Raw genomic sequence first — 12,996 nt, 5'->3', positions numbered from 1 at the left:
GGCATGACCGTGGTGGTGAACAGGGTGCGGGAGAGCGCCGCCGGTCCGGGTGCGGAGGAGCGGATCCGCGGCGTGCTCGAGCGCTTCGCGGGTCTCACGGATCTGGTCCTGCTCCCGGAGGACAGGCCGGTCGTGGATGCGGCGGTGCTGAGCGGCCGCTCGCCGGTGGAGACCGCACGGCGCTCCGCCCTGGTGCGGGCGTGCGAGGAGCAGTTGCTGCCGCGGCTGCCCGGCGTGCGGCCCGGCCGGGCGCGGTCGCGGGGAACGGGGAGGGGCCGGCGCGGGCGCCGGGACGGGCGTGGGAGGATGAGCGCATGATCCGTGCATACCTCCCCCTCACCGGCATCGAGCTGGCCCGGCAGTGGCCCGCGCTCGCCCCCGCCGTCGCACTCGCGCCCGGCCGCAGCCAGCGGGCGCTCGGCGGAGAGGAGGCCGAGGTCTGGGAGTACCGGGCCATGCTCGCGGCCGCCGCGAGCATCGCGGAGGACGCTCTCGCCGCGGGCTGTCCGCGCGCGGTCCTCGCCTGCGACTTCCCGGACGGGGCGGACACGGCCGCTGTGCCGGTCACCGAGGGTGTGGTCGCGATCCCGGAGACCGTGGTGGACCCTGCCCGGGTGGTGAGCGTGCACATCGACGATCCGGAGGGCTTCGGCCTGCTGCCCGAGGACCGCGCGCAGGCCCTCGCGGCCCTTGCGGAGTCCGATCTCCTCTGGTTCGACTCAGGCGAGGTGGGCGACCTCGTGGAGCTGTTCGGCCAGCTGGGTGCGGACGACGGGCTCGAGGGCTGACTCGACCATCCCGCCCAGGAAGGGCACCGACGACTCGAGCTGCGCCTGCGCGCTCAGCACGGAACCGGACTCCTCGCCCCCGGCACGCACGTCCAGCCGCACCCGCACCTCGGCGGGCGCCCCCGGGACCGTGAGCACCAGTCGCAGCGGCTCCGCACCGGCGGCCTCCCCGGAGACCTGCACCTGCAGGCCGGCCTCGCCCCGGACGAACCGGGAGAGCGCATCCGGCAGCTGGTCCGCGCGGAGCGGGAGCACGGCCGTGAGGCCGTCGGCGGCGGGTGCGGCGGAGGAAGCGCCCAGCCGCTCCCAGGTCCGCGGGCTCAGCAGCGCGGACCGGGCGGCGGCGGGCGAATGGGGCGAGGCGACGTCGAGCGAGAACTCCTTCATGCGGACAAGTCTGCCGCATCCGCCGCGGCCCGCCGAACTCCTCCGCAAGCCGCACCGCGGTGACCGCGCCGGCCCTCGCGCCCACCGCTGCGAGGGCCGGCGGGCGCGGAGGCCGCGCAGGGCATAGGCTGGAGCCGGGGTCGACGACGATGAGGCCCCTGCACCCGCCCGACCCGTATTCGAGGTGAATGAGTTGACCGAGGTCGACCTGACCGACATCGCCCGTGCATGGACAGAGCTCACCGGCACCACCCCGCCGGAGAATCTGCTCGCTGAGTACTACCCGCGACTCAGTCCCTCCGAGAAGAGACGCGTGGGACCGGCGGCGCTCGCCCGCATCGCCGCCGCGCACTGGGAGCTCGCCTGCGCCGAGGAGGGGGAGGGGGTGCGGATCGCCATCCGCAACCCCGCCCACGACGCCGTGGACTACACCGGCAGCCGCACCTTCATCGACATCGTGCTCGCGGACGTGCGCCACGCGGTCTCGACCGTCGTCGCGGAACTCACCCGGCAGGGCCTGGCCATCCGCGAGGTCCACCACCCCATCATGGCGGTGCGGCGCACGGAGTCCGGCCTGAGCGTGCTGCCGGACTCCCAGCTGGAGCGCGTCTCCACGGACACCTCGGTGCTGCCGGTGATCGCCCCCGGGCGGGAGGCGGACGGCGGACCCGGCCCCGTCTCCGAGTCCTGGATCCACGTCGAGGCCGACCGCGTGCCGGAGGAGGACTTCCCCGCTCTCACGCAGGCGCTCACGGAGGCGCTCGAACTCGCCCGCGCCGCGGATGCGGACCGCGAGCGCATGCAGGCCCGGGCGGAGGAGATCGCCGCCGAACTGCGCGCGCACGCTCCGCGGCCGGAGCTCGCCGCCGAGGCCGCCGAGGCCGCGGACCTGCTGGAGTGGCTGGGCAAGGGCTTCGTGTTCCTGGGCTTCCGGGAGTACCGGCTGGTCACGGACGGCGAGGACCGCAGCCTCGAACCCGTGCCAGGCACGGACCTCGGCATCTCCTCGCTGCGGCGGGCCTCCACCTCGCACCTCACGCAGGCGGTGGCGGACAAGGCGGAGGAGCCCCACGTCCTCGTCCTCACCGAGGCGAACTCGCGCTCCCGGGTGATGCGGCGCGGCTACATGGACTACGTGGGCGTGAAGCGGTTCGACGAGACCGGCGCCATCGTGGGCGAGCGGCGCTTCGTGGGCCTGTGGACCAACCGCCTGTACTCCGCCTCCGCCCTCGAGGTGCCGGTCATCCGCGAGAAGGTGGGCTCCGTCCTCCGCAGCTCGGGGCTCGCGAAGGACACCCACGCCGGCGACGAGCTGCTGGGCGTGCTCGAGTCCTACCCCCGCGACGACCTGTTCTACGCCTCCACGGAGGAGGTCCGGGCGACGGCGATGGCGGTCATCGACCTCCAGGAGAAGCACGAGGCGCGCGTCTTCCTGCGCCGCGATCCCTACCAGCGCTACGTCTCCGTCCTCGTCTACCTGCCCAAGGACGTCTACGACACCGCCGCCCGCAAACGCGTGCAGAAGGTCCTCCGCGAGTACTACTCGGCCTCCGAGGTGGACTACGACGTGCTCCTCACGGACTCCGCTCTCGCGCGGCTGCACTTCACGGCCCGCGTACCGCGCGACGCCCAGCTGCCGGAGATCGACGAGGCGGAGGTCGAGTCCCGCATCGTCGCCGCGCTGCGGTCCTGGAACGAGGACCTGTGGGAGATCCTCGCCCCGGCCGCGGAGAAGAGCCCGCTCTCCTCCGCGGAGCGCGCACGCCGCTGGGCCGAGGCCTTCCCCGGTGCCTACAAGGCCACGCACACCCCCGCCCGCGCGGTGGCCGACAGCGAGCAGCTCGAGCGCCTGGGCGCCGGTTCCGCGCCCGTCGTGGAGGTCCGTCCCCGCGGCGACTCCGAGGTGCTGCTCGTCCTCTACAGCGCAGTGCCCGTCACCCTCACCACGGCGCTGCCCTACCTGGCGAACCTCGGGGCCGAACTCCTCGACGAGAAGCCCTTCGAGGTCCGCCCGGCCGGACAGGACTCGGTCTGGATCTACGAGTTCGGCCTCGCCTTCCCGGCGATGCCCGGACCCGAGGTGCTGGCCTCGCTGCGCGACGGCTTCGCCGCGGCGTGGGCGGGCCTGCGCGAGACCGACGGCCTCGACCGCCTCCTGCTCTCCGGACTCCGGTGGCAGGAGGTCAGCCTCGTCCAGTCCTTCGCCAAGTACCTCCGGCAGGCCGGCTTCACCTATTCCGACGCCTCCATCGCGGAGGTCTTCACCTCCGTGCCGGAGCTCACCCGCGACCTCCTCGAGGTCTTCGCGGTGAAGTTCGACCCGGACCGGTCCTTCCCCACCCTGCAGGCCCGGGCCGAGGCCGCGCAGGAGGCTGCGAGCGCCCTCGAGCGGCGGCTGGCGGACGTGCCCTCGCTCGAGGTGGACCGTGTGCTGCGTTCCGCCCTGGAGATGGTGGGCGCGGCGGTCCGCACGAACTTCTACCAGCCCGCGGACGGTTCTCTGCCGGAGGCCGTCGTCATCAAGCTGCGCTCGACGGAGCTGGACTTCCTGCCCAAGCCGCGCCCGGCCCTGGAGGCATGGGTGCACTCGCCCCGGGTCGAGGGCGTCCACCTGCGGTTCGGCACCGTGGCACGCGGCGGTCTGCGCTGGTCCGACCGCCGCGACGACTTCCGCACCGAGGTGCTGGGACTGGTGAAGGCGCAGATGGTGAAGAACGCCCTCATCGTGCCCACCGGCGCCAAGGGCGGCTTCTTCCCCAAGCGGCTGCCGGACCCGGCGCTCGACCGCGAGGGCTGGGCGGCGGAGGGGCAGGCCGCCTACGAGGTCTTCATCTCCTCGCTGCTGGACGTCTCCGACAACCTCGAGTACTCCTCGGACCTCACGGAGACCGTCGTGCGGCCGGAGCGCGTGGTCGCCCACGACGGCGACGACCACTACCTCGTCGTGGCCGCGGACAAGGGCACGGCGCGGTTCTCCGACGTGGCGAACGGGATCGCGGAGCGCCGCGGCTTCTGGCTGGGCGACGCCTTCGCCTCCGGCGGCTCGACCGGCTACGACCACAAGAAGATGGCGATCACCTCGCGCGGCGCCTGGAAGTCCGTCGAGCGGCACCTGCGCGAGCTGGGCATCGACGCGGCGAACGATGACTTCACGGCGGTGGGGATCGGCGACATGAGCGGCGACGTGTTCGGCAACGGCATGCTCCGCAGCCGGCACATCCGGCTGGTGGCGGCCTTCGACCATCGCGACGTGTTCCTGGACCCGGATCCGGACGCGGCGGTGGGCTTCGCGGAGCGGCAGCGGCTGTTCGACCTCCCGCGCAGCTCCTGGCAGGACTACGACCGCTCGCTCATCTCCGCCGGCGGCGGGGTGTTCTCCCGCAGGGAGAAGGCGATCGAGGTGAGTCCGCAGGCGGCCGCGGCGCTGGGCATGCCCGCCGGTCCGCACACCCCGGACCAGGTGATCAGCGCGATCCTCGCAGCTCCCGTGGACCTGCTCTACAACGGCGGGATCGGCACCTACGTGAAGTCCCGCGAGGAGTCCCACGCCGCCGTGGGTGACCGTGCCAACGACGCGATCCGGATCAACGGCGCGGACATCCGCGCACGGGTCGTGGGCGAGGGCGGCAACCTGGGGGCGACCCAGCTGGGACGCATCGAGGCCGCTCTGCACGGGGTGCGCCTCAACACGGACGCCGTGGACAACTCGGCCGGCGTGGACAGCTCGGACCACGAGGTCAACATCAAGCTGCTGCTCGCCGCGCTCATCCGCGCCGGCGAGTTCGCGGAGTCCGAACGGGTGGACGTGCTGGAGTCGATGACCGACGAGGTGGCGGACCGCGTGCTCGCCAACAACTACTTCCAGAATCTCGCCCTCGGCGAGGCGCGGGAGTCCTCCCTCGTGATGACGGAGACCTTCCTGCGGCTGCTGCGGTACCTGGAGCGCGAGGCGGACCTGGACCGCGCCGTGGAGTTCCTGCCGTCCGCGGAGGAGCTGCGCGAGCGGGCGGAGACCGGGACGGGGCTGACCTCGCCGGAGCTGGCCGTGCTGCTGGCCTACGTGAAGATGGACGCGGCGGCCAAGATGCTCGAGTCCGGGGTGCCGGACGAGCCCTGGACGGCGGGTCCGCTGGCGGACTACTTCCCTCCCAGCCTCGAACCGTACGCCGGGCACTTCGCGGAGCATCCGCTGCGCCGGGAGATCTCCACCGCGCGCATCGTCAACGCCGTGGTGGACCGGGGCGGTCTCACCTACCTGTTCCGCCTCCAGGAGGAGACCGGGGCGGCCCTGCCGCACCTGGTGCGCGTGTTCACGGTGGTGAGCGAGGTCTACGGCCTCGACGCGCACCTGGACGCGATCTGCGCGCTGGACAACGTGGTGGCGACCGAGGTGCAGAACCGCATGCTCGCCTCCGCCCACCGCCTCCTGGACCGGGCCTCCCGGTGGCTCGTCCACCAGAGCCCGGAGACGCTCGACGTGGACGCGGGCATCCAGACCTACCGCGGGGTTCTCGCCCGGCTGCGGCCGCAGCTCACGGAGTTCCTGCGCGGGGAGTCACGCGAGGCCTACGACGCGGCGAAGGCCGAGTACGTCGCCCTGGGCGTGCCGGAGGATCTCGCGGGACGTTCGGCAGGCCTCCTCGAGGAGTTCTCGCTGCTGGACATCGCGCAGACGGCCGCGCGCACGGGGGAGGATCCGGCCGAGGCCGCCCGCGTGTACCACGCCGTCTCGGACATGGTGAGCGGTTCGCGCCTGCTCATGCTCATCCGCGGGCTCGATCGCTCCAGCCGGTGGACGGCGCTGGCCCGCGGCGCGCTGCGGGACGACTTCTACCAGGCCCTCATGTCCATCACCATCGCGGTGCTCGAGGACACCGAGCCCGGCGGCGGCGCGGCACGCGTCGACGCCTGGCGCGCGCACGCCTCGGCGGTGCTGGACAAGGTGCTGGACATGATCGCGGAGCTGGGCGAGCTCGACCACGTCGACCAGGCCCCGCTGTCCGTCCTCCTGCGCCAGATGCGCGGCATCGTGCGTTCGGCGGAATTCAGCAGGGAGACGGAATGAGGGCCGGACGTCCGGACAGGGGGAGCGAATGAGCGTGCTGGGACAGCTCCGCGAGAGCGGGTTCGACGAGGGGGACCTCGAGCGCCTGCACCTCCTCATAGGGGACTGGCAGCTCATCGCGGACCTCTCGTTCGCGGACCTGGTGCTGTGGGTGGACCGCAGGCAGGCGGCGGGGCGGCCCGAGGACGGGGACGGCCCCGATTTCGTCGCCGTGGCGCACTGCCGTCCCACCACCGGCTCCACCGTCTTCCCGGTGGACGCGGTGGGGGAGAAGCCGCCGCCCCGCCACCGGGAGCTGCTCGTCCGCGCCCTCACGGCGGGCGTGACGGTGATCGCCGACGACGACGGCTCGCAGTTCGCCAAGGCCGATGTGGTGCCGGTGCGCCACGACGGCCGCGTCATCGCGGTGCTCACCCGCCACACGGAGGAGTCCAAGCGCAGCGGGGTGTCCCGGTTCGAGCGGAACTACCGCGCCTGTGCGGCCTCGCTGCTGGACATGGTGGGGGAGGGCTCGTTCCCGCCCCCGGAGCTGCCCTCGAGCGCCAAGCGCGGTGAGCCCCGGGTGGGCGACGGCCTGCTGCTGCTCAACCGCGAGGGGCGGATCCGCTACGCCTCGCCCAACGGGGTGTCCGTGCTCTACCGGCTGGGGTCGGAGGGGGACATCGAGGGCCGCTACCTGGCGGACCTCGTCGACGAGCTGGTGGCCCAGCGCGGCACGGTCGACGAGTCCCTGCCGCTGGTGCTCACCGGCCGCGCCCCGTGGCGCTCGGAGATCGAGTCCGGCCGGGCCAGCATCTCCCTGCGCTCCATCCCGCTCATGCGGGAGGGCAACCGGACCGGGGCGGTGATCCTCGCCCGGGACGTCTCGGAGATCCGCAGGCGCGAGCGCGAGCTGCTCAGCCGCGACGCGATGATCCGCGAGATGCACCACAGGGTGAAGAACAACCTCCAGACGGTCTCCGCGCTCCTGCGGCTGCAGGCGCGCCGGGTGTCGTCCGCCGACGCCCGGTCGGCCATCGAGGAGGCGATGCGCAGGGTCTCCGTCATCGCCGTCGTCCACGACGCGCTCAGCCAGTCGATGGACGAGTCCGTGGAGTTCGACGACCTGGTGGATCGCGGGCTGCGGCTCACGCCGGACCTGTCGTCCCCGCTCGTGGACCTCGAACTCACGCGCTCGGCGAGCTTCGGGCCCATCGGCGCCGAGGACGCCTCGCCGCTGCTGCTGGCAGTGACGGAGCTCGTCACGAACGCGGTGGAGCACGGCTTCCCGGTGGACGGCGAGAACCCGCAGCCGGTCTCCGGCTCCGTGGAGGTCCGGCCGGAGAGGCACGGGAACCATCTGCGCCTGCGCATCCTCGACGACGGGGCCGGGCTGCCCACGGGAACCGGCCGGACCCCGCAGACCCCGCCGGGCAACGGCCTCGGCACCCAGATCGTGCGGACGCTCATCACCTCGGACCTGCGCGGTTCCATCGAGTGGCACGAGCGGGACGGCGGCGGCACCGAGGTCGTGATCGAGGTGGACCTCACCCCGGTGGAGCCCCGGGCCTGAGGGCAGGGAGAAGGCCGAGGGCCCGTCCTGAGGACGGGCCCTCGGCCTGGGTCTCCCGGCAGCGGATCACCGCTGCGGCGTGCGGCGCGGGCTGGGCGGCGAGTCTGTGGTGAGGCTCAGCCTGCGCGGCGGGCGCGGGCGGCGCGGCGCTTGAGCGCACGGCGCTCGTCCTCGCTCATGCCTCCCCAGACGCCGGCGTCCTGGCCGCTCTCGAGTGCCCACTGCAGGCAGGTCTCCACGACCTCGCAGCGGCGGCAGACCTTCTTGGCCTCTTCGATCTGAAGCAGAGCGGGGCCGGTGTTGCCGATGGGGAAGAACAGCTCAGGATCCTCATTCAGACACGCTGCACGATGGCGCCAGTCCATGGATTCCTCTCGGGAGTAGGGGGTGCCCGCGTCCTGACCCTCGCGGAGTGCCGGGAGGGGCTTCGGAGCACGAAGACTACGGGCGGTAGAAACGGTGTGCCCCCAGGATCACACGCGGGACAGACCGCCACAAGACGTTCGGCGTGTGAAGTTTCTGACAGGAAACAAGGTGTGATTGGATTGACAGGCATGAGCCGAAACCACGCTGAGGGCACTGCCGCCCCCGCCTCCGCACCGTCGTCCTCCGCACCCGCGACCACCGGCCCGGTCCGTCCCGGCCGTCTTGGAGACGTCCGCCTCATCGAGGTCGACGGCCGTGCTCCGCAGATCCACGAGACCGCATTCGTCGCCCCGGGCGTCACGCTCATCGGCGATGTGCGCATCGGCGCGCGCGCCTCTGTGTTCTACGGCTGCGTGCTGCGGGCCGAACGCGCCTCGATCACGATCGGCGAGGACACCAATGTGCAGGACAACACCGTCATGCACTGCGATCCGGGCTTCGACGTGCGGGTGGGCTCTCGCGTCTCGATCGGCCACGCCGCGATGATCCACGGCTCCACGGTCGAGGACGACTGCCTGATCGGGATGAAGTCGACGGTCCTCAACGGCGCGGTGGTGGGCTCCCACACCCTCGTCGCCGCCGGTGCGCTCGTGCTCGAGGGCGTCGAGATCCCGCAGGGCTCGCTGGTGGCGGGAGTGCCGGGCAAGGTCCGCCGGAAGCTCGACGGGGAGGGCCTGGCGCACATCGACCGCAACTGGCGCAGCTACCGGGAGATCGCGCAGATCCACACCGAGCGCTCGGTGGTGCTGTAGGCGGTGCCGTAGGGGATGTCGGCGAGCATGCTGGGCTCTGACACTCCCCGCCTATCCCGGCGCGGTGTCACCTGGGGGATGTCGGCGAGCATGCTGGGCTCTGACACAATGGCCCGGTGAAGAATGTACTGGATCGCTCGCAGAACCGTGTCGTCATCATCGGCGCCGGGCCCGGAGGCTACGAGGCGGCCCTCATCGCCGCACAGCTGGGCGCGGACGTCATGCTCATCGAACGCAACCGCTGCGGCGGCTCCGCCGTGCTCACGGACGTGGTGCCCTCGAAGTCGCTCATCGCGACCGCCGAGGTGATGGGCCAGTCCAATCGCGGCGGGGACTTCGGCCTGTGCGCCTCGGCCGAGGAGCTCCCGGCGGGCGGGTCCGAGGGGCCGGGCCCCGTGAGCGCGGACCTCTCGGCCATCAACCGGCGGATCCTGGGCCTGGCGGACGCGCAGGCGACGGACATCCACGACGGGCTCGTGCGAGCCGGGGTGAAGGTGATCGGCGGTTCTGCCCGCATCGTGGGCCGCGGACGCGTGGCGGTCACGGAGACGACCGGTGCCGAGTACGAGCTCGAGGCGGACACGATCCTCGTCTCCGTCGGAGCGCATCCCCGTGAGCTGCCCACCGCGCTCCCGGACGGGGAGCGCATCCTCACCTGGACGCAGCTGTACGGCCTCGAGGAGATGCCCGAACACCTCGTCGTCGTGGGCTCCGGCGTGACCGGTGCGGAGTTCGCCTCCGCCTACAACGAGCTGGGCTGCAGGGTGACCCTCGTCTCCTCCCGCGACCGGGTGCTGCCCGGTGAGGACGAGGACGCCGCGGAGGTGCTGGAGAACGTCTTCCGCTCCCGCGGCATGAACGTGCTCTCGCGCTCCCGCGCGGACTCCGTGGTGCGTGACGAGGAGACCGGCGGCGTCGTCGTCACGCTCGCCGACGGCCGCATCGTCAAGGCCAGCCACTGCCTCATGGCGGTGGGGTCCGTGCCCAACACGGATGAGGTGGGACTCGACACCGTGGGGATCCTCCGCACGGAGAGCGGCCACATCCAGGTGGACGGCGTCTCGCGGACCTCCTCGCCGGGGATCTACGCCGCCGGCGACTGCACCAACGTCATGCCGCTGGCCTCCGTCGCGGCGATGCAGGGGCGCATCGCCATGTTCCACGCGCTGGGCGATGCGGTGGTCCCGCTGCGGCTGCGCAACGTCGCCTCGAACGTGTTCACCCAGCCGGAGATCGCGACGGTGGGCTTCACCCAGTCGGACTACCGCAACGACGCCCATGACATCGAGACGGTCACGCAGCCGCTGCACACGAACGCGCGTGCCAAGATGCTGGGCATCGAGGAGGGCTTCGTGAAGATCTTCTGCCGCCGCGGCTCCGGCTCTGTGATGGGCGGCGTGGTGGTGGGCCCGCGGGCCAGCGACCTCATCCTGCCCATCACGATGGCGGTGGAGAACCGGCTGACGGTCGATCAGCTCGCCTCCACGTTCGTGGTCTACCCCTCGCTGTCCGGCTCCGTCACGGAGGCGGCGCGGAAGCTGCACCACCACCAGGCCTGAGCAGGGCCCCACACACAGCGCACCCCGCACTCATCGAGTGCGGGGTGCGCTGCGTTGTCAGGGGACTGCCGTCCCGCGCTCAGTCCTCGAACTCGATGAGCATGTCCCCGGAGCGCACGCCGGCGCCCGCTGCCACGGCCACGGACTTCACCACGGCGTCCTGCGGCGCCTTGAGCGGCTGCTCCATCTTCATCGCCTCGATGACGGCCAGCCGGTCACCGGCGGAGACCCGGTCCCCGGGGGAGACGTCCACCGCGACGATGGTCCCCTGCATGGGTGCGGTGAGGCCGGAGACGTCCTGTGCGACGGTGGTGCCGCGGCGGGAGATCCGGCGGCTCCTCCGCCGCTCCGGCGCAGGAGGAGCGGCGAGGGCGGCGGGCACGCAGACCGTGAGCCGGTGCCCGTCGACCTCGACGACGACCTCGACGTCCTCCGCCGGGGCGGCCGCGCCGTTCTGCTCGGCAGGAGTGAGGGAGGCGGTCCAGCCGGGCATGAAGTCCTCCTCGAGCCAGCGGGTGTGCACCGTGTGACCGCTGCCGGCGAAGGCGGGCGCGTCGACGAGCGCGCGGTGGAGGGGGAGGAGCGTGGCCACTCCCTCGAGCCGGTACTCGTCCAGCGCGCGGCGGCTGCGGGCGAGCGCGGCCTCGCGGTCCTCACCGGTGACGACGAGCTTCGCGAGCATGGGGTCGAAGTCCGTGCCCACGTGGAAGCCCTCCGTCACGCCGGAGTCCATGCGCACGCCCGGGCCCGCCGGCTCGCGGCAGGCGGTGATCGTGCCGGTCGAGGGGAAGAAGCCCCCCGCGGGATCCTCCGCGTTGATGCGGAACTGGAAGGCGTGCCCGCGGGGCGCGGGGAACGCCTCCGGGAGTCGCTCTCCCGCGGCGATCCTCAGCTGCCAGGCGACGAGGTCCACACCGGTGACCTCCTCCGTGACGGTGTGCTCCACCTGGATGCGGGCATTGGCCTCCATGAAGGACAGGCGGCCGTCCGCGCCGAGGAGGAACTCGCAGGTGGCGGCGCCCACGTAGCCCACGTGGGAGAGGATGCTCGCCGAGGCCTCGGCGAGCACCTGCTCCTGTTCCGCCGTGAGGCCGGGGGCGGGCGCCTCCTCGACGACCTTCTGGTTGCGGCGCTGCAGCGAGCAGTCGCGGGTGGAGAGGACGCGGACGGTGCCGTGGGCGTCCGCCAGGCACTGGGTCTCGATGTGACGGGGCGCGACGATCTGCTGCTCGATGAGGCACTCGCCGCGGCCGAAGGCGGCGACGGCCTCACGGGAGGCGGCCTCGAACGCGGTGGGCAGCTCGCGGGCGTCCGCGGCGGTGCGGAAGCCGCGCCCGCCGCCGCCGTGCACGGCCTTGACGGCCACGGGGAAGCCGATCTCCTCGGCGATGCGCAGGGCCTCCTCGACGCCGTCCACGGCGCCGGCGGAGCCGCGGGCGATGGGAGCTCCCACCGCCTCGGCGACGGCACGTGCGCCGGTCTTGTCGCCGAGCGCGGTGATCGCGGACTCGCTGGGTCCCACCCAGGTGAGGCCGGCGGCGGTGCCGGCGGCGGCGAACTCGCCGCTCTCCGCGAGGTAGCCGTAGCCCGGGTGCACGGCGTCCGCGCCCGCGCGGTGGGCGATCGCGAGGAGGGCGGGGATGGAGAGGAAGGTCTCCTGGGGGCCGGTGCCCTCGAGGCGGTAGGCGTCGTCGGCCAGCTCCACGTAGGCGGAGCGGGCGTCCGCGGCGGTGTAGACCGCGACGGAGGCCAGCCCCAGGTCGCGGCATGCGCGGATGACGCGGAGCGCGATCTCACCGCGGTTGGCGATCAGCACGCGGGTGAGGGGGCGCGATCCGGATGCGGGTGCGGGGGCGTCCGTCATCGGCATTGCGGTCATCGGTTCTCCTCGGCGGGTGGAAGCAGGGGCTCAGCTGCGGAGACCGCAGCACGACTGCTGGACAGCCTCGCCGAATATATGGGTGAACGCGAACCCTTTGTCGGATGCCGACAATTCCCGGCGCTGCGCTTCGCACGGAGGGGAAGTGCTGTGGTTTTCGGCCCGTGCGGGGCCGCTCCGCGGTTCAGGGGCGCGCGGTGCCCCCGGCCTCGGGGGTCGCCGCGCCGGTCATGGCCGCGGCCGCGGTCCCGCTCGTCCAGAGATCCGTCCAGCGGATGCCCATCTCCATGAGCATGCGGCGCAGCAGGGGCAGGCTCAGGCCGATCACATTGTGGTGATCGCCCTCGATGCCGGTGACGAACGCGCCGCCGAGGCCGTCGATCGTGAGCGCGCCCGCCACCTCGAAGGGCTCCTCGGTGGCGATGTAGGCCTCGAGCTCCGCGTGCGTGGGGGAGGCCAGGTGCACCGTCGTGGCGGCGGAGGAGGCCCGGTGATCGGCGAGGTGCCAGGGGGCGTCTGCCGTCTCGCGGGTGAGGAGGCCCGCCCAGTGCGCGCTCCAGAGCACGGGCGAGGTGCCGGCCATCCGCG

9 protein-coding genes and 1 pseudogene are annotated in these 12,996 nt (G+C 72.6%); 6 read left to right on the top strand and 4 right to left on the bottom strand.

The features are described 5' to 3' along the window. Positions 1 to 318 (top strand): annotated as a pseudogene (locus Q0A33_RS09500) (hypothetical protein); the annotation flags it as partial. Continuing rightward, on the top strand, positions 315 to 788 hold the full coding sequence (locus Q0A33_RS09495; protein WP_291795468.1) for a hypothetical protein: 474 nt from the start codon (positions 315 to 317) through the stop codon (positions 786 to 788). The pseudogene Q0A33_RS09500 and the gene Q0A33_RS09495, both read left to right, overlap by 4 nt. On the opposite strand, the gene Q0A33_RS09490 is transcribed toward Q0A33_RS09495, so the two are convergent. Further along, the gene (locus tag Q0A33_RS09490; RefSeq protein ID WP_291795465.1) at positions 720 to 1,175 is read right to left on the bottom strand and encodes a DUF2505 family protein; all 456 of its coding nucleotides are present in this window, start codon (positions 1,173 to 1,175) and stop codon (positions 720 to 722) included. The two genes, Q0A33_RS09495 and Q0A33_RS09490, sit on opposite strands and share 69 nt — an antisense overlap. A 184-nt stretch (positions 1,176 to 1,359) precedes the next feature. Here Q0A33_RS09490 and Q0A33_RS09485 point away from each other — a divergent pair, with 184 nt between their 5' ends. After that, positions 1,360 to 6,240: an NAD-glutamate dehydrogenase gene (locus Q0A33_RS09485; RefSeq protein WP_291795462.1), complete on the top strand. Its 4,881-nt coding sequence runs from the start codon at positions 1,360 to 1,362 to the stop codon at positions 6,238 to 6,240. A gap of 28 nt (positions 6,241 to 6,268) precedes the next feature. Then, positions 6,269 to 7,792, top strand: coding sequence for a PAS domain-containing sensor histidine kinase (locus tag Q0A33_RS09480; protein WP_291795460.1), 1,524 nt, complete (start codon positions 6,269 to 6,271; stop codon positions 7,790 to 7,792). Positions 7,793 to 7,908: 116 nt separating this feature from the next. Here the strand turns inward: Q0A33_RS09480 and Q0A33_RS09475 are convergent, their stop codons facing one another. Next, positions 7,909 to 8,157 carry a WhiB family transcriptional regulator gene (locus Q0A33_RS09475; protein ID WP_291795457.1) on the bottom strand — a complete coding sequence of 83 codons (249 nt, stop codon included), beginning with the start codon at positions 8,155 to 8,157 and terminating at the stop codon, positions 7,909 to 7,911. A 189-nt stretch (positions 8,158 to 8,346) separates the two neighbouring features. Between Q0A33_RS09475 and Q0A33_RS09470 the strand changes: the two genes are divergently transcribed. Further along, positions 8,347 to 8,970 (top strand): gamma carbonic anhydrase family protein, encoded by a 624-nt coding sequence (locus Q0A33_RS09470; protein ID WP_291795454.1) that lies wholly within the window; start codon positions 8,347 to 8,349, stop codon positions 8,968 to 8,970. A 116-nt stretch (positions 8,971 to 9,086) separates the two neighbouring features. After that, positions 9,087 to 10,529, top strand: a complete 1,443-nt coding sequence (locus Q0A33_RS09465) for an NAD(P)H-quinone dehydrogenase (protein WP_291795451.1) — start codon at positions 9,087 to 9,089, stop codon at positions 10,527 to 10,529. A gap of 79 nt (positions 10,530 to 10,608) precedes the next feature. Here Q0A33_RS09465 and Q0A33_RS09460 read toward each other — a convergent pair whose 3' ends face one another. Together Q0A33_RS09460 and Q0A33_RS09455 are read right to left on the bottom strand one after the other, a co-directional pair. Next, positions 10,609 to 12,408 carry a biotin carboxylase N-terminal domain-containing protein gene (locus Q0A33_RS09460; protein WP_291795449.1) on the bottom strand — a complete coding sequence of 600 codons (1,800 nt, stop codon included), beginning with the start codon at positions 12,406 to 12,408 and terminating at the stop codon, positions 10,609 to 10,611. A 184-nt stretch (positions 12,409 to 12,592) separates the two neighbouring features. Beyond that, a partial coding sequence (locus Q0A33_RS09455) for a Maf family protein (protein ID WP_291795445.1) occupies positions 12,593 to 12,996 on the bottom strand: 404 nt, incomplete at its 5' end.

This window comes from Brevibacterium sp., from assembly GCF_022712115.1.
Classification (GTDB): Bacteria; Actinomycetota; Actinomycetes; order Actinomycetales; family Brevibacteriaceae; genus Brevibacterium; species Brevibacterium salitolerans.
Note: the sequence above shows the minus strand (reverse complement) of the source record. Positions and strands in the feature narration are given on the sequence as shown.

Coding starts and splice junctions, on each gene's coding strand:
- Q0A33_RS09480 (WP_291795460.1), top strand. CDS start 6,269: ATGAGCGTGCTGGGACAGCTCCGCGAGAGCGGGTTCGACGAGGGGGAC.
- Q0A33_RS09460 (WP_291795449.1), bottom strand. CDS start 12,408: ATGACCGCAATGCCGATGACGGACGCCCCCGCACCCGCATCCGGATCG.
- Q0A33_RS09470 (WP_291795454.1), top strand. CDS start 8,347: ATGAGCCGAAACCACGCTGAGGGCACTGCCGCCCCCGCCTCCGCACCG.
- Q0A33_RS09490 (WP_291795465.1), bottom strand. CDS start 1,175: ATGAAGGAGTTCTCGCTCGACGTCGCCTCGCCCCATTCGCCCGCCGCC.
- Q0A33_RS09475 (WP_291795457.1), bottom strand. CDS start 8,157: ATGGACTGGCGCCATCGTGCAGCGTGTCTGAATGAGGATCCTGAGCTG.
- Q0A33_RS09495 (WP_291795468.1), top strand. CDS start 315: ATGATCCGTGCATACCTCCCCCTCACCGGCATCGAGCTGGCCCGGCAG.